Origin of the sequence: Streptomyces sp. 147326, assembly GCF_045000215.1 — a bacterium.
GTDB lineage: Bacteria > Actinomycetota > Actinomycetes > Streptomycetales > Streptomycetaceae > Streptomyces.
The window spans coordinates 1,133,629-1,148,572 of record NZ_CP134201.1; the positions used below are offsets into that span (position 1 = coordinate 1,133,629).

At 73.6% G+C, this 14,944-nt stretch carries 17 protein-coding genes; 9 read left to right on the plus strand and 8 right to left on the minus strand.

Going from position 1 to position 14,944, the window contains the following annotated elements; all coding sequences use genetic code 11:
• The first annotated feature begins 121 nt into the window (after positions 1 to 121).
• The 5 genes from RIU97_RS05265 to RIU97_RS05285 all read left to right on the plus strand — a co-directional run bounded on the left by RIU97_RS05265 (position 122) and on the right by RIU97_RS05285 (position 4,001).
• Complete coding sequence (locus tag RIU97_RS05265; protein ID WP_404962763.1) at positions 122 to 1,315, plus strand: methyltransferase; 1,194 nt, start codon at positions 122 to 124, stop codon at positions 1,313 to 1,315.
• Between the two features lie 40 nt (positions 1,316 to 1,355).
• Positions 1,356 to 2,117, plus strand: coding sequence for a MerR family transcriptional regulator (locus tag RIU97_RS05270; protein WP_404953614.1), 762 nt, complete (start codon positions 1,356 to 1,358; stop codon positions 2,115 to 2,117).
• A gap of 107 nt (positions 2,118 to 2,224) precedes the next feature.
• On the plus strand, positions 2,225 to 2,854 hold the full coding sequence (locus RIU97_RS05275; RefSeq protein ID WP_404953616.1) for a DUF6230 family protein: 630 nt from the start codon (positions 2,225 to 2,227) through the stop codon (positions 2,852 to 2,854).
• Positions 2,845 to 3,348 (plus strand): DUF6114 domain-containing protein, encoded by a 504-nt coding sequence (locus RIU97_RS05280; protein WP_404953618.1) that lies wholly within the window; start codon positions 2,845 to 2,847, stop codon positions 3,346 to 3,348. The genes RIU97_RS05275 and RIU97_RS05280 overlap by 10 nt, the downstream gene beginning before the upstream one ends.
• Entirely contained in the window at positions 3,345 to 4,001 is a 657-nt protein-coding gene (locus tag RIU97_RS05285) for a hypothetical protein (protein ID WP_404953620.1), read from the plus strand. Before RIU97_RS05280 ends, RIU97_RS05285 begins: the two co-directional genes overlap by 4 nt.
• Positions 4,002 to 4,019: 18 nt before the next feature.
• Here the strand turns inward: RIU97_RS05285 and RIU97_RS05290 are convergent, their stop codons facing one another.
• Positions 4,020 to 4,880: a helix-turn-helix transcriptional regulator gene (locus RIU97_RS05290; RefSeq protein ID WP_404953622.1), complete on the minus strand. Its 861-nt coding sequence runs from the start codon at positions 4,878 to 4,880 to the stop codon at positions 4,020 to 4,022.
• A 139-nt stretch (positions 4,881 to 5,019) separates the two neighbouring features.
• Here RIU97_RS05290 and RIU97_RS05295 point away from each other — a divergent pair, with 139 nt between their 5' ends.
• The 3 genes from RIU97_RS05295 to RIU97_RS05305 are packed head-to-tail and all read left to right on the plus strand — an operon-like array spanning position 5,020 to position 6,609.
• A complete protein-coding gene (locus tag RIU97_RS05295; RefSeq protein WP_404953624.1) occupies positions 5,020 to 5,754 on the plus strand; it encodes an SDR family oxidoreductase in 735 nt (244 codons plus the stop codon).
• A complete protein-coding gene (locus RIU97_RS05300) occupies positions 5,751 to 6,308 on the plus strand; it encodes a nuclear transport factor 2 family protein (RefSeq protein ID WP_404953626.1) in 558 nt (185 codons plus the stop codon). The genes RIU97_RS05295 and RIU97_RS05300 overlap by 4 nt, the downstream gene beginning before the upstream one ends.
• Positions 6,301 to 6,609, plus strand: a complete 309-nt coding sequence (locus RIU97_RS05305; protein WP_404953628.1) for a DUF2087 domain-containing protein — start codon at positions 6,301 to 6,303, stop codon at positions 6,607 to 6,609. Before RIU97_RS05300 ends, RIU97_RS05305 begins: the two co-directional genes overlap by 8 nt.
• On the opposite strand, the gene RIU97_RS05310 is transcribed toward RIU97_RS05305, so the two are convergent.
• Together RIU97_RS05310 and RIU97_RS05315 are read right to left on the minus strand one after the other, a co-directional pair.
• Positions 6,582 to 7,346, minus strand: a complete 765-nt coding sequence (locus tag RIU97_RS05310; RefSeq protein ID WP_404953630.1) for a metallophosphoesterase — start codon at positions 7,344 to 7,346, stop codon at positions 6,582 to 6,584. The two genes, RIU97_RS05305 and RIU97_RS05310, sit on opposite strands and share 28 nt — an antisense overlap.
• 136 nt (positions 7,347 to 7,482) lie before the next feature.
• Positions 7,483 to 8,160, minus strand: a complete 678-nt coding sequence (locus tag RIU97_RS05315; RefSeq protein WP_404953632.1) for an immunoglobulin domain-containing protein — start codon at positions 8,158 to 8,160, stop codon at positions 7,483 to 7,485.
• 212 nt (positions 8,161 to 8,372) lie between these two features.
• Here RIU97_RS05315 and RIU97_RS05320 point away from each other — a divergent pair, with 212 nt between their 5' ends.
• Positions 8,373 to 8,573, plus strand: a complete 201-nt coding sequence (locus RIU97_RS05320) for a DUF5988 family protein (protein ID WP_404953634.1) — start codon at positions 8,373 to 8,375, stop codon at positions 8,571 to 8,573.
• A 52-nt stretch (positions 8,574 to 8,625) separates the two neighbouring features.
• Here RIU97_RS05320 and RIU97_RS05325 read toward each other — a convergent pair whose 3' ends face one another.
• The 5 genes from RIU97_RS05325 to RIU97_RS05345 form a co-directional block, all read right to left on the minus strand.
• Positions 8,626 to 10,053, minus strand: a complete 1,428-nt coding sequence (locus RIU97_RS05325) for a dihydrolipoyl dehydrogenase family protein (protein ID WP_404953636.1) — start codon at positions 10,051 to 10,053, stop codon at positions 8,626 to 8,628.
• 40 nt (positions 10,054 to 10,093) lie between these two features.
• Complete coding sequence (locus RIU97_RS05330) at positions 10,094 to 10,504, minus strand: thioredoxin family protein (protein ID WP_404953638.1); 411 nt, start codon at positions 10,502 to 10,504, stop codon at positions 10,094 to 10,096.
• Positions 10,505 to 10,608: 104 nt separating this feature from the next.
• Entirely contained in the window at positions 10,609 to 12,048 is a 1,440-nt protein-coding gene (locus tag RIU97_RS05335; RefSeq protein WP_404953640.1) for an aldehyde dehydrogenase family protein, read from the minus strand.
• 184 nt (positions 12,049 to 12,232) lie between these two features.
• Positions 12,233 to 13,432 (minus strand): thiolase family protein, encoded by a 1,200-nt coding sequence (locus RIU97_RS05340; RefSeq protein WP_404953642.1) that lies wholly within the window; start codon positions 13,430 to 13,432, stop codon positions 12,233 to 12,235.
• A gap of 254 nt (positions 13,433 to 13,686) precedes the next feature.
• Positions 13,687 to 14,745, minus strand: coding sequence for a LacI family DNA-binding transcriptional regulator (locus tag RIU97_RS05345; RefSeq protein ID WP_404953644.1), 1,059 nt, complete (start codon positions 14,743 to 14,745; stop codon positions 13,687 to 13,689).
• Positions 14,746 to 14,944: the final 199 nt, after the last annotated feature.

The window sequence follows — 14,944 nt, forward strand, 5'->3', positions numbered from 1 at the left end:
CGGCATGCGGACGTCCGGCCCCGCCCCGAGCGGGAGCCCGGCCCCGCACATCCGACCGCCCGGCCCCGCGCATGCGGGGTCCGGCGGTCGGCTCGGATAGCCTGGGTGCCATATGAACCGCCTGACCACACCCTTCGGCTCCTACGAGCTCACCCGCTTCCCCGAGGATCCGCGCGACCGGCTCCGTGCCTGGGACGCCGCCGACGAGTACCTGCTGCGCCACCTCGACTCCGGTACCGGGGAGCGCGGGCCGGTGGATCTGGCCTCCGCCGGCCAGATCACGGTGCTCGGGGACCGCTGGGGGACGCTGACGACGGCGCTCGCCGCGTACCGCCCGACGCAGATCACCGACTCCGCCCTCACCCGCTCCGCCACCGCGGCCAACCTGGACCGCAACGGGATCGGGACGGCCAAGGCGACGGTGACCCTGCTGACCACGCAGGACCCGCCGCCCGGGAAGATCGACGTCCTGCTGGTGCGCGTGCCCAAGAGCCTGGCGCTGCTGGAGGACCAGCTGTACCGGCTGGCCCCGCACGTGCACGCGGGCACCGTCGTGGTCGGCGCCGGCATGGTCAAGGAGATCCACACCTCCACGCTGCGCCTCTTCGAGAAGATCCTCGGCCCCACGAAGACCTCGCTCGCCGAGAAGAAGGCCCGGCTGATCTTCTGCGCGCCGGGCACCCCCGGGGCGACCCGCCCGACGACCCCCGGGCCGTGGCCGCTGACGTACACCGTGGACGAGGACGCGGGGTCGGGCTCCGGCCTGACCGTCGTCAACCACGCCGGGATCTTCTGCGCCGACCGGCTCGACGTCGGCACCCGCTTCTTCCTGCAGAACCTGCCGACCAACACCGACGGGGCCCGGGTCGTGGACCTCGGCTGCGGCAACGGCGTCGTCGGCACGGCGGTCCAGGTCCACGACCCGGACGCCGAGGTCGTCTTCACCGACGAGTCGTACCAGGCGGTCGCCTCGGCGCAGGCCACGTACCGGGCGAACGTCCGCGAGGGCCGGCGGACCGCGGAGTTCCTCGTCGGCGACGGGGTGGCCATGCTGGCGCCCGCGTCCGTGGACCTGGTGCTGAGCAATCCGCCCTTCCACTCCCACCAGGCCACCACGGACGCGACGGCGCTGCGCATGTTCGCGCAGTCGCGCAAGGTGCTGCGGCCCGGCGGCGAGCTGTGGATCGTCGCGAACCGGCACATGGGCTACCACACCCATCTGCGCCGGCTGTTCGGCAACAGCGAAGTCGTCGCGAGCGAGCCGAAGTTCGTGGTCCTGCGGGCGGTCAAGCAGGATCGTCCGCGGCCCGTGTGACCTGCCCATGTGACCTGCCGGTAGCTCCTACACTCTGCCCGTGAGCAGCCAGGTGGAGGACGGGAACGGTGGCGGGCGCTACCGCCGGGAGGACGTGGCCCGGGCGGCCGGCGTCAAGGTGCGCAACCTGCGCTACTACCAGGAGCGCGGGCTGCTGCCGCCGCCCCGCCGGGAGGGCCGGATCGCCTGGTACTCCGAGGACCACCTGACCCGGCTGCGCCTGATCAGCGATCTGCTGGGGCGCGGCTACACGGTCAACGGGATCGCGGAGCTGCTGCAGGCTTGGGAGGAGGGCGGCGGCCTGTCCCGGCTGCTGGGCCTGGAACGGGAGATGACCCGGGACTGGGTGCAGGAGGAGCCGGTGACGATGACCCGGGCCGAGCTGCGGGAGCTGTTCGGCCCGACGGCGACCGCGGCGGACACCCGGCGGGCGGCGGAGCTGGGCTACGTGACGGTCGACGGGGACCGGGTCACGCACCCGAGCCGCCGGTTGCTGGACGCGACGCTGACGCTGGTGCGCCTGGGGGTGCCGCTGGCGGAGATCCTGGACGTCGGGGAGTTCGTACAGACGCAGGCGGCGACGGTCGCGGACCGGTTCGTCGGGCTCTTCCGACGGCATGTGATCGGTGCGGAGGGGGCGGAGGGGCTGGAGCGGCTTTCGGCCACCCGGCTCCAGCACATCACCGCGGCGGTGGCGGCCCTGCGGCCGGTGGCCGGGGAGGTCGTGGCCACGGAGTTCGCCCGGGCGATGGCGCGGCGGGTGGACGCGGAGGTCGCCGAACTGCTGCGTACGGAGCAGTAGGAGTCGGCTCAAAGGGTGCGCTCGCACAACCTTGCCAACCTCCATTGGCACTCTTACATTCAACTCGTCGGTAACAACGGTGCACAGCCGAAATAAGGGACGATCTCATGACCGGTTCCCCCCATTTATCCGACGAGCGCAGTGACTCCGGCCGCGTGCGCTGGCGGAGGTTCGCCGCCTTGACCGTCCCCGCCGTCGCCGTGACCGCCGGCCTGGGCATCGCCCTCGCACAGGGCGTACTCGCCGCCTCCTTCGCCGTGTCGGGCCAGCAGTTCAAGGTCTCGGCGAGCAGCTTGGAGGGCGAGGGCTTCGCCCAGTACGGCAGCGTCGACGTCAACGCCCGCGAGGAACTGATCCCGGTGGCCGTCACCGCCATCCGGGAGGCCAAGCTCCACAACCTCTGCCAGTCCGTGGTCACCACGCTCCCGGTGGTCGGCGACATCTCGCTCAACCTCACCGCCGGCAGCAGGGCTCCGGTGGAGGCGAGCAACCTGTTCGTCGACGCGACCCAGCTCGCCGGCGACGCCGTCTTCAGCAACATCGAGATCGGGCGGGACGCGTCCACCCTCGACAAGGGGCCGGCCGAAGCGCAGGGGATGCAGGACCTCTTCGCCCAGCAGGCCGACACGGTCCGCATCACCGGTCTGCAGCAGACGGCGTGGGCGACCAACGCCGGCACCTTCAAGCTCTCCGGGCTCAGCATGAACGTCAGCAAGGGCAAGAAGGAATGCTTCTGAGCCGTCGGCGGCGGTGGCAACGGTGGCGGCGCAGCAGACCCTTCTGGGGCGGGCTGCTCGCGATCCTTGCCGGGGCGTGGATCTGCGTCCTTCCGCTGGCGCCGCTGAAGATCATGCTCCAGCAGGGGGTGGCGGGCATCCCGTCCGTCCTGATGGGCATCGTGATGATCGTGCTCGGCCTCACCACCTGGTTCTCCCCCGCTCAGCGCACGCTCGCGGGCGTCCTCACCACCCTGATCGCCACGGCCGCGCTGGTCCTGTCGAACCTGGGCGGTTTCCTGATCGGCACCCTGCTCGGCATTCTCGGCGGCGGCCTCATGTTCGCGTGGCAGCCGTACGCCGCCCCGCGCGCGGCCCCGCGCGCCGGGGAACCGAAGTCCGCGGCGGAGTCCGTGTCGGGCACCGGGAACGCGGAGTCCGCCGTGGGCGCCGCGGCGGCCGCCGCGCCCCCTCCCCCCACCTCGCACCACGATTCCCAAGGAGCACAGCCATGAGCCGTTCGCGCACCGCGCTCGCCGTCGGGGCGACCGCCGCCGGAGCCCTCGCGCTCGGCGCGGTCACCGCACCGGTCACCGCCGCGCCCTTACCCGCGGCCGGGTCGACCACCGTCACCCCGGCCGGGCACGCGTTCCAGGCCACCCTCACCGGGAAGGCCACCCTCAAAGCCGGTTCCGTGACGGTGACGTGCACGGTCTCCGTCGCCACCGGCACGGTGCCGGCCGCCCCCGGCAACAGCAACCCGGCCGGGCCGGTGTCCTCACCGATCTCAGCGCCGACGTACAGCTCCTGCACCTCCAGCATCCCGGGCGTGACCCCTACGGTCACGACCTCCGGCGCCTGGACCGTGTCGATGCAGGACGGCTCCCCGATCACCGCCACCATGGGCCTGCCGGTCGGCGGCCTGGTGGTCAAGACGACCGGGCTCGCCTCCTGTACGGTCACCGCCGCCCCCACGGCCCCGGCGAGCGTCGGCGGCACCTGGACCAACGGCGCCCCGTCCAGCCTGACCTTCACCAACGCGTCCGTACCGGTCAAGGTCACCGGCGGGTTCGGCTGCCCCACCAGCGCGACCTCGTCCACCTTCAACGCGGTCTACCGGGTCGCCGACGCCACCGACCCGGCGCAGCAGATCACCGTCGGCCCCTGACCCCGCCCCGCCCTCCGCTCACGCCCGAGCCCGTCCGGTCCGGTGAACTCCGGTTCCGGACGGGCCGGTTGCGTTCAGGCTGCCGAGCAGCGAGAGCGCGTGGGAGCTGGGGCTCCCCGGTTCCGCGTGGTAGATCACCACCTGCTGGCCGGGTGCTCCCCGTACGTCGAAGGACTGGTAGGTGAGGGACAGGGCTCCCACCTCCGGGTGCACAAGTGCCTTGGCGTCGAGGGTCTTTCCGTAGACGGTGTGCGCCGCCCAGAGCGCGGCGAACTCCCCGCTCGTCCCGGTGAGGAGGCCCACCAGTTCGCGCAGGCGCGGGTAGTGCGGTGCGAGACCGGTGGACTGGCGCAGGGCGGCGACGACCGCCTCGGCCGCCCGCTGCCACTGTGCGTAGAAGGATCGCCCCGCGGGGTCGAGGAAGGTCATGCGGGCGAGGTTGTCCGCCTCCTCGAACGGCGAGAAGAGCGCGTCGGCAAGGCTGTTGGCCGCCAGGAGGTCCAGCGCCGGATTGAGGACGAAGGCCGGGGTGTGCGCGTACCCGTCCAGCAATTGGCGCAGCACGGGGCTGACGGTCTCCCTCGGCCGGGTCCGCTGCCCGTCCGGCAGGGTGCCCGCCAGCCGGAACAGATGGTCGCGTGCCTCGTGGTCCATGCACAGGGCGGAGCCGATCGCGTCGAGGATCTGTGGCGAGGGGCTCTGCTCGCGGCCCTGTTCCAGGCGGGCGTAGTAGTCGGAGTTCATGCCGGCGAGGACGGCGACCTCCTCCCGCCGCAGCCCGGTCACCCGGCGCGGGCCGTAGGAGGCCAGTCCCACGTCGTCGGGCCGCAGCCGTGCACGGTGCGCGCGAAGGAAGTCCCCGAGGGCGTTGCCTGTCATCACGCCAGGCTAGACGGCTCCTCCGGCGCGTGCCTGGGTGCGCCGTACCCAGGCACAGCCTGTCCTGGTCCCTCCTCCCGCCGCCGCCCAGACTCCGGAGGGCGAGCCGGCCGAAAGCCGGCCACAAGGAGGAACAGACATGAAGCAGACCGCCATGACCGTGGCCGTCACCGGCGCGAGCAGCGGCATCGGGGAGGCCACGGCACGCCGTCTGGCCGCGGACGGGCACCGGGTCCTGCTCGGTGCGCGCCGTACCGGCCGGCTGGAACGCCTGGTCGAGGAGATCACCCGGGAGGGCGGCACCGCCGACTTCCGGACGCTGGACGTCACCGACGCGGCGGACATGCGCGGGTTCGTCGATGCGGCGTGCCGCGAGTACGGCCGGATCGACGCCCTCGTGAACAACGCGGGGGTGATGCCCCTCTCCCCGCTGGCGGCGCTCAGGACCGACGAGTGGGACCGCATGATCGACGTGAACGTGCGGGGCGTCCTGCACGGGATCGCCGCCGCCCTGCCGGTGATGCGCGCACAGGGCGGCGGGCACATCGTGAACGTCGCCTCCGTCGGCGCCTACGAGGTCTCCCCCACCGCCGCCGTCTACTGCGCCACCAAGTTCGCCGTCCGTGCGATCTCCGAAGGCCTGCGGCAGGAGTCGGGCGGGGACGTCCGGGTCACCCTCGTCTCCCCCGGCGTGACCGAGTCCGAACTCGCGGACGGCATCTCCGATCCGGAAGCCAGGGAGGCGATGAAGGCCTACCGCGCCGTGGCTCTGCCGGCCTCGGCCGTCGCGGATGCGATCGCCTACGCCGTTTCCCAGCCCCCGGAGGTCGACGTGAACGAGATCGTCGTCCGCCCGGTCGCGAGCGCCCGGTGACCCCCGCCGGGAGGCGGGGCGCCGAGGCGCCGCCCACGGCAGCCCAGTACGACATCCTGGTCCGGAGGCTGCGGATCCTGGAGGACAAGGAGGCTCTGCGCACCCTCCTGATCCGCGGCTGGCGGGCACTGGACCGCAAGGACTGGCAGACCTGGACCGACTGCTGGGCCGACGACGCGGTGCTGGAGTTCGGGCCGTGGGGCGAGACCCGCGGGAAGGAGGCGATCCGCGCGACGGTGGAGGAGGCGGAGTCGCCCTACCCGGGCATGCAGCACCACCTCCTCAACATGCACTTCGAGGTGGAGGGCGACCGGGCGAGCGGCATCGGCTACATGTGGTTCGTCGCGGTCACCGCATCCGGGACGACCTCCGCCACCTACTCCATGGGCGGCCCGTACGCATGGGAGTTCCGCCGGGGGCCGGACGGCTGGCTCCTGGTCCGCCAACAGCTCGGCGTCCTGTGGACCGGCGGGGAGGACACGCTCGGGGCCTTCGCTCCGGAAACTCCGTTGCCCGGCGGGGAGCCGAGGGGGCAGGCTCGCCCTCATGTCTGAGAGCACCGATCATCCCCGGCCGTCCGCCCCGCGCAAGGAGCGAGGCGACGTCGGCGACCTCTTCTCGGGCGGTCGGCTCATCGCCGTCCCGCGCAAGGTCGCCCGGCGCGAGCAGCTGCTCGTCCACCTCGCGGAAACCCTGTTCACGGTGGACCGGGAGTACACGGAGCCCGAGGTGAACGACGCGCTGCGCACCGTGCACGAGGACTGCTCGGCGCTGCGGCGGTATCTGATCACCTCGGGCCTGCTGACGCGGACCCGTGACGGACGCAGCTACCGGCGGTCGACGACCACCCGGTAGTGGGTCGTCAGCCGCCCGTCGTCGCCGAGCAAGTGGAAGGCGACGGCGGGCGGTTCGTCGAGGTGGACGTGCTCGGAGCCGGCCGAGGGGTGTTCCCACGGGAGCCGCAGGGTGGAGACCACGCCCGGCGCCACCAGCACGGGCCGCCCCGCGAAAGTGGTGGCGGCCGCGGTGTGGGCGTGCCCGCACAGGAACGCGGTGAGGTGCGGGTGCCGTCCGGCCAGGGCCGCGAGCCGCTCCTCGCCGAACTGGCGGATCTCGTCGACGTACGGGGTGTGCAGCGGGACGGGCGGGTGGTGGAAGGCCACCAGGACCGGGGTCTCCCGCGGAGTGTCGGTCAGTACGCCGTCCAGCCAGGCCAGCGTGGACTCCTCCAGCAGGCCGTGGTCCGCGCCGGGAACGGAGGAGTCGCACACGGCGAGCACGAAGCCGGCGCCGCGCAGCACCTGGTCGACCGGCGCCGCGGACGGGGCCTCCTCCCCCAGCAGGCCCTGCCGGAAGGCGGTCCGCTCGTCGTGGTTGCCGGGGCAGACCACCAGCGGGTGCCGCGAGCGCAGCAGTTTGGCGGCCTCCTCGTACTCGGGGGCGGCGCCGTGGTCGGCTATGTCCCCGCTCACCAGCACGGCGTCCAGGTCGTACGGCAGACCGTCGAGGTACTCCATGGCGGCGCGGGTGCGGTCGGCTGCGCGCGGGCCCCCGTCGAGATGGATGTCGCTGAGGTGGGCGATCACGATCACGAGCGGTGTCTCCTTCGTCTCTGGTCAAGAGATGCGTTCGACACCCATTCAACAGGGCGGCCCACGGGGGCGCTCCGATGGATTCAGGCGAATTCAGTCGGATTCAGGCGTAGTTGAGCCGGAGTCGAGCCGGAGCTCAGGCGGTCCTTCGCGGGCGTGTGCGGCGTACCAGCACCCAGCCGGCCGCCGTGAGGACGACCGCGCCCGCGGCGAGGGAGGCAACGGTGGCTCCGATGGATGCGAGCGCACCGCCGGTGGGAGTGACGCCCGTACCGCCGGCCGAACCGCCCGCCGAACCGGCCACCGAACCTCCGGACGAACCGCCCGCCGAGCCGCCCGCCGAGCCTCCGCCGGCGCTGGTGTCCGAACCGCCGCCCGGGCCTCCGGTCGTGCTCCCCGACGTACTCCCGGACGTACTCCCGGACGTGCCGGATCCGTCGTCCGTCCCTCCGGTGGACGCGCCGCCGCCGGTCGTGGTGTCCGCCGCGGTGACGGTGAGCGTGGCCGCGTCGGTGCGTGCGGTCCCGGCGTCGTTGGTGAACTCCGCCCGGTACCGGCTGCCGTTGTCGGCGGCCGCCGCCGTGAAGGTGTGGGTCGGCGAGGTCGCGCCCGGCACGGCCCGCCAGGTCCGCCCGGCGTCCGCGCTGACCTGCCAGGCGACGGTGGGCCGCGGGGTCCCCTCGGCCTGCGCGGTCAGCGCGACCTCGGCGCCCGCGGTGACCGACCGGTCCGCCGGGCTCCGGGTGATCTTCGGAGGCGTGGACCGCTCCAGCCGGCGCCAGACGCGAGGTAAGGCTAACCTAATTTCGATCAAGCTTGAACCCTCTCCTCCCCACACCACCGCCGCCATGAAGGTCCGTCAACTTCCGCATCGGCACACGCCGGACCACGCCGTGGCGCCGTTGGCGAGGCCGCCGGCGGGGCGGCACGCCGGCACCCGCTCGCTCCGGTTCCGGGCCGGGTCGGTCCGACCGGCCGGACCGCCCTCGTGATGCGCGCGACCCCGCGCGTGGCAACACTGGGGCCATGACGAACAAGGCAGCCTTGGAGGGCGGCCCGGACGATCTCCCGGACCGGATCGTCCCGATCGCCTCGCCCGGAGAAGACCTGAAGGTTCCGCACCGCGGCGGATACGAGCACTTCAAACCCACCGCGCGGCAGCAGGACGGCCCCCAGGGGCGGCTGCCGGTCTACGAGTGGTGGGAACGCACCGAGATCGCCGAATGACGGGCCGGGGGTAGAGCCGGGTGACGCCTCCGGCTCCGGCGTCGCCCCGGCCTCACCCCCGGTAGGTCTCCAGCAGCCGCAGCCAGATCTCGCTGATGGTCGGGAAGGACGGCACCGCGTGCCACAGCCGCTCGACCGGAACCTCCCCCGCGACCGCGATCGTGGCCGCGTGGATCAGCTCGGCGGCGCCCGGGCCGACGAAGGTGACCCCTAGGAGGACCTCCCGGTCGAGGTCGACGACCATCCGGGCGCGGCCGCGGTAGCCGTCGGCGTACAGCCCGGCGCCGGAGACCTTGGACAGGTCGTAGTCGACGGCGCGCACCCGGTGGCCGGCCCGTTCGGCCTCGGCCAGGGTCAGGCCCACCGCGGCGGCCTCCGGGTCGGTGAAGACGGCCTGCGGGAGGGCGCGGGTGTCGGCGGTCGCCGTGTGCGCTCCCCAGGGGCCGGTGTCCAGCGGGTCGCCCGCCGCCCGGGCGGCGATCGCGGCGCCCGCGATCCGGGCCTGGTACTTGCCCTGGTGGGTGAGGAGCGCCCGGTGATTGACGTCCCCGACGGCGTACAGCCAGTCGTGGCCGGGCACCCGGCAGGTGTCGTCGACGTCGATCCACTTCCCGGCGGGCAGGCCCACGGTGTCCAGCCCGATGTCGTCGGTCCGCGGTGCCCGGCCCGTCGCCATCAGCAGTTCGTCGCCCTCCAGGGTCTCGCCGCCCTCCAGCACCACCCGGACGGGTCCGGTCGAGCCGTCCCGTACGACCGCCTCGACGGCCACGTCCGTACGGACCACCGCCCCGGCCTCGCGCAGCGCGTCGGCGACCAGTTCTCCCGCGAAGGGCTCCATCCGCGGCAGCAGCCCGGAGCCGCGTACCAGGACGGTGACCTGCGACCCGAGGCCCTGCCAGGCGGTGGCCATCTCGGCGGCCACCACCGAGCCGCCCACGATCAGCAGCCGGCCGGGAACCCCCTGGGCCGAGGTCGCCTCACGGCTGGTCCACGGGCGGGCTCCCGTGATGCCGGGCAGGTCCGGGACCACGGCCCGGGTGCCGGTGGCGACGACGACGGCGTGCCGGGCCGCCAGCACGTGGTGCTCTCCCTCGGGGCTGGTGACGGCGACCTTGCGGACCCCGTAGAGCCGGCCGTGGCCGCGGTAGACGTGGGCCCCGATGGAATCGAGCCAGTCGATCTGGCCCTGGTCCTTCCAGTCACCGGTCCAGTAGTCGCGGTGCGCCAGCGCCGCCGCCGAGTCCAGGGGACCCTCGACGGCCCCCGCCAGTCCCGGCACCCGGCGGGCGTCGGCCCGGGCCAGCACCGGGCGCAGCAGCGCCTTGCTCGGCACGCAGGCCCAGTACGAGCACTCGCCGCCCACCAGTTCGCTCTCCACGAGCGCCGTGCTCAGCCCGGCGGCGCGGGTCCGGTCGACGATGTTCTCGCCGGCCGGGCCCCCGCCGAGCACCACGACGTCGTACTCCACGGCTTCAGTCATACGGGCCAGTCTCACGCCGGTCCGCGGCCGCGTCACGCACTCAGGCCTCCGGCGTGCCGTTCCCCTGGGTGCCGGCGTCCTGCGCGCCGCCCTGCTGCGTGGCGGCGATCTTGGCGCGCACCTCGTCCATGTCGAGCGCGCGGGCCTGCCCGATGAGGTCGGTCAGCGCCGTCTCCGGCAGGGCTCCGGGCTGGGCGAAGATGGCCACCTGGTCCCGGACGATCATCAGGGTCGGGATCGAGGTGATCTGGAAGGCACCGGCCAGCTCCTGCTGCGCCTCGGTGTCCACCTTGGCGAAGAGCAGGTCGGGGTGGGCCTCGGAGGCCCTCTCGTAGACCGGCGCGAACTGCAGGCACGGCCGGCACCAGCCCGCCCAGAAGTCGATCAGCACGAACGGGTTCTCGCTGACCGTCTGGTCGAAGTTTTCCTTGGTGAGCTCGACTGTAGCCACGGTGTCCAGACCTCCTGATTGAGCCGACTGCTCCTTGAACGAACGACCGGCCCCGGGCATTCCGCACGGTGGCGCCACCCTGGGCGTACCCGGTCCCGGACGGCCTAGAAGGGGTGGCCGGCCGGGGTGCTGCGGGCCGTGGTCCAGCGGAGTTCCGTGAAGGCGTCCAGGTTCGCCTCGCCGCCGAAGCGGGCGCCGGTGCCGGAGGCGCCGACTCCGCCGAACGGGGCGACGGCCTCGTCGTTGACCGTCTGGTCGTTGACGTGCGCGATCCCGGTGGGGATCCGCTCGGCCAGGTCGAGCCCGCGCGCCGCGTCCCGGGTCACGATCCCGAGGGAGAGGCCGTAGGGCCCCGCCGAGGCCAGTGCCACCGCCTCGTCCTCCGTCACGAAGGAGCGTACGGGTGCCACCGGGCCGAAGACCTCCTCGGCGTAGGCGGGGGTGTCGTCGCCGACGCCCGCCAGGACGGTCGGGCGGTAGAAGAGGTCCCGGTGGGTGCCGCCGGCGACGAGCTTGGCCCCCGCTCCGGTGCTGGCCTCCACGAGGGCGTGTACGCGTTCCACCTGGACGCGGTCGATCAGCGGGCCCAGGTGGACCTGCTCGCGGTACGGGTCCCCCACGGCCAGTTCCTCGGCCCGCACGGCGAGCCGCTCGACGTACTCGTCGTAGAGCGAGGCGTGTACGAGGTGCCGCCCGGCGGTCATGCAGATCTGGCCCTGGTGGAAGAAGCTGCCCCAGGTGGCCTGGGCGACGGCGGCCTCGACGTCGGCGTCGCGGAGCACGACCAGGGCGGAGTTGCCGCCCAACTCCAGGTGTGCGCGCTTGAGGTGGCGGCCCGCCAGTTCCCCGACGGTGCGGCCGGCGGCGGTGGATCCGGTGAAGGACACCACCCGGACCCGCGGGTCGGCGACCACGGCGGCGCCCGTCTCGGCGCCCCCGGGCAGGACGTGCAGCAGCCCGGCGGGAAGTCCGGCGGCGGCGAACACGGCTGCGAGGGCGAGGCCGCCGCAGACGGCGGTCCGCCGGTCCGGCTTGAGCAGCACCGCGTTGCCCAGTGCCAGGGCCGGCGCGACCGAGCGGATCGCCAGGATCAGCGGGGCGTTGAAGGGTGCCACGACCCCGACCACCCCGGCCGGGACCCGGCGGGTGAAGGAGAGCCGCGGCGCCTCGCTCGGCAGTACCTGCCCGACCGGGCGCGAGGCCAGCGCGGCGGCCTCGTAGCACTCCTGGGCGGCGACGTGCAGTTCGAAGCCTGCCTTGCCGGGTATCGAGCCGGATTCGCGGACCAGCCACTCCCGCAGCTCGTCGGCGTGGGCGGCGAACAGGTCCCCGGCGCGGCGCAGCACGGCCGCCCGCTCGAGGTGGGTGGCGCGCGCCCAGTCGTGCTGCGCGGCCCGGGCCCGTACGGCGGCCTCCGCCACGTCGCCGGGCGCGGCGAGGTCGAGGGTGGCGAGGGTGCGTCCGGTGGCGGGTTCGACGACCGGCGCGGCGCCGCCGGTGAGGGTGGGTCCGTCCTGCCAGAGCGTCGGGTCGAGGAGCGGCATGGCGCGGGGCCTCCGGGTGGGGAAGGGCGGGGTGCCGGGCGAGGGGGGCGGCAGCACGCGTCATCGTGCCAGACCGGAGGCTCCACTTCTGTTCAGTTATTGGGCAGTTGACGGCGGACGCTGACCGGAAATGGTCGACGCCCTGGTGGGGCGGGTGCGCCACCAGAGCGGTGCCGGAGCGGGCTCAGCGCTCCAGGACCAGCGCGATGCCCTGCCCGACGCCGATGCACAGCGCCGCCATGCCCGTACCGGAGCCGGCCGCCGCCAGCTGGTGGGCGACCGAGCCGGCCAGCCGGGCGCCCGAGGCGCCGAGCGGGTGGCCGATCGCGATGGCGCCGCCGCGCGGGTTGACCACGGCCGGGTCCAGCTCCGGCCAGGCCGCCAGACAGCCCAACGCCTGGGCCGCGAAAGCCTCGTTGAGTTCGAAGACGGTGAGGTCGGACAGCCCGCGGCCGGCCTTGCCGAGTGCCCTCTGCACCGCGTCCACCGGGCCCAGTCCGAAGAGCTGGGGCTCGATCCCCGTGACGGCGGAGGCGCTGATCCGGGCGAGCGGCTCCCGGCCGGTGGCGGCCAGGCCCGCCTCGTCGGTCAGCAGCAGGGCGGCGGCGCCGTCGTTGAGGGGGGAGGCGTTGCCGGCCGTGACCGTGCCCCGCCCGTCCGTCCGGAAGGCTGGCTTCAGCCGGGCCAGGGCCTCGGGGGTGGAACCCTCCCGGATGCATTCGTCCCGTACCAGGTCCACTCCCTCGTACGGCACGACCTCGCCGTCGTACAGCCCGGCGGCCCAGGCGGCCGCGGCCTTGCGGTGGCTCTCCAGGGCGAAGGCGTCCTGCGCCTCGCGGGTGACGGCGTACTTGTCGGCGACGAGTTCGGCGCCCTCGCCGAGCGAGCCGGTCCACTCGGCGGGCATCCGCGGGTTGGTCATCCGCCAGCCGAGGGTGGTGGACCACATCTGCTGGTGTCCGGCGGGGAAGGCCCGTTCGGGCTTCTGGACCACCCAGGGGGCGCGGCTCATCGACTCGACGCCGCCCGCGATGGCCACGGAGGCGTCGCCCAGCGCGATGGCGCGGGCGGCCTGGATCACGGCTTCGAGGCCGGACCCGCACAGCCGGTTGACGGTGACCCCGGGGACGCTCACCGGGAGGCCGGCGAGCAGGACGGCCATCCGGGCCACGTCGCGGTTGTCCTCGCCCGCGCCGTTGGCGTCGCCGAAGACCACGTCGTCGATGCGGGCCGGATCGAGATCGGGCGTGCGGTCCACCAGCGCGCGCACCACGTGCGCGGCCAGGTCGTCCGGACGGACGCCGGCGAGGGCTCCGCCGAACTTGCCGATCGGGGTGCGGACGGCGTCGACGACGTAGACGTCGCGGACGGTGCGGATGCTCATGGGGTCTCTCCTGGGCGGATCCGTACGGGCGGTGGCGCATCGGTGCCGGGTGGGCATCGATGCCGGTGTGGGCACGACGCCCGTGTGGGCATCGCGACACGCCGCCGGGCGCGCCCGGTGGGGCGCGCCCGCAGTCTCCGTCCGCACGTCACCGCCTGTCAACGGCCCCCTGCAGGCCATCCCGCCCGCGCGACCCGCGACCCGACCCGCGACCCGCAACCCGCCGGGCCGGGCCCGGCCCGGCGGGGCCTCCGTCAGGTCGACTCGCGGTGGACGGCCTCGGCCGCCATCAGGTCGTGCCGCTCGGTGACCTCCGACGGCTCGCGCACCGCGTGGTCCACCAGTGACGCCAGGTGGTCACCGGTCGGCATCTCGATCCGCACCGTGCTCAGCCGGGGCCGCAGCAGCCGCCCGATGAGCAGGTCGTCGGCGCCGATGACGGCGACGTCCTCGGGGATGCGCAGCCCCTCGTCCTGGAAGGCCCGCATCAGCAGCATCGCGTACTCGTCGTTGTACGCGAAGGCCGCGTCCAGCCCGAGGCCGCGCCAGCGGGCCGCGAGCGCCGCGGCCGATTCCTCGGAGTAGGCCATCGGGACGGGCTCGACCCGCACGCCCTCTGCCGCGTCCGCCACGGAGCGTGCGCCCGCCAGCCGGGGCGCGGAGAACAGCTCCAGCCCCTCCTCCTCGGGGACGACCACACCGATCCGCCGCCGGCCCCGCTCGACGAGATGGGCCGCGGCCCGGGCGCCGACCTCCTGCTGGTCCATGACCAGCGCGTGCGCCCCGGGCACGCCGGCCGGGCCCATGGTGATGACCGCGCGGGCCCCGGCCCGTTTGAGGGTGGCGACGTTGTGCGCGGAGAGGGCGATCTCGCCGAGGGATATCACCGCCACCGGCCGCAGTTCCGCCCAGGCCCGCACGGCCTCGTCGCCGCTGAGGCCGAGGCTCCCGTACTGGACCACGGTGTAGTCGAGGCGGCGCAGCGCCCACTGCAGTTCGTTGAGGAAGGCGCTGTAGAGCGGGCCGATCGGCACGCTCGGGGTGGGCAGCAGCACGATCCGGGTGTGCCCGGCGCGCAGGCTGCGGGCGGCCGCGTGCGGGACGTAACCCAGTTCCTCGGCGGCCTCGCGGACCTTGCGGCGGGTCGGCTCGCTGATGCGTACGGCTTCCGCGTTGTTCAGCACGTACGAGACCGTCGCGCGCGACACGCCCGCGAGGCGGGCCACGTCGGCGCTGGTCGGAACGGGGGGCGGCGGCGTGGTCGATCCGGAGGCCGGGGTCTGCGGCTTCGGCGATTTCGATGACTGAGACATTGCCGTGGCATCTTTCCAGACCGGTTGGGCCCAGGGGCTAGCGGATGGCCGGAAACGAATGCTACACAGTGGTTACACGAGTCATTGACACGTGTAACCACGGTGGCACATCCTCGTCGACGGACGTGACGACGGACGTGTCACCGCACGTGCCCCGGCACGTGGTCCGCCGTGCCGCCGCCCTGTCGCGCTCCGTCGC

Bases quoted from the DNA above. Each gene is read 5' to 3' on its own strand.
- RIU97_RS05340 (WP_404953642.1), bottom strand. From the start codon at position 13,432: ATGAGCATCCGCACCGTCCGCGACGTCTACGTCGTCGACGCCGTCCGC.
- RIU97_RS05345 (WP_404953644.1), bottom strand. From the start codon at position 14,745: ATGTCTCAGTCATCGAAATCGCCGAAGCCGCAGACCCCGGCCTCCGGA.
- RIU97_RS05285 (WP_404953620.1), top strand. From the start codon at position 3,345: ATGAGCCGTTCGCGCACCGCGCTCGCCGTCGGGGCGACCGCCGCCGGA.
- RIU97_RS05275 (WP_404953616.1), top strand. From the start codon at position 2,225: ATGACCGGTTCCCCCCATTTATCCGACGAGCGCAGTGACTCCGGCCGC.
- RIU97_RS05290 (WP_404953622.1), bottom strand. From the start codon at position 4,880: ATGACAGGCAACGCCCTCGGGGACTTCCTTCGCGCGCACCGTGCACGG.
- RIU97_RS05280 (WP_404953618.1), top strand. From the start codon at position 2,845: ATGCTTCTGAGCCGTCGGCGGCGGTGGCAACGGTGGCGGCGCAGCAGA.
- RIU97_RS05335 (WP_404953640.1), bottom strand. From the start codon at position 12,048: ATGCCGCTCCTCGACCCGACGCTCTGGCAGGACGGACCCACCCTCACC.
- RIU97_RS05295 (WP_404953624.1), top strand. From the start codon at position 5,020: ATGAAGCAGACCGCCATGACCGTGGCCGTCACCGGCGCGAGCAGCGGC.
- RIU97_RS05325 (WP_404953636.1), bottom strand. From the start codon at position 10,053: ATGACTGAAGCCGTGGAGTACGACGTCGTGGTGCTCGGCGGGGGCCCG.
- RIU97_RS05320 (WP_404953634.1), top strand. From the start codon at position 8,373: ATGACGAACAAGGCAGCCTTGGAGGGCGGCCCGGACGATCTCCCGGAC.
- RIU97_RS05305 (WP_404953628.1), top strand. From the start codon at position 6,301: ATGTCTGAGAGCACCGATCATCCCCGGCCGTCCGCCCCGCGCAAGGAG.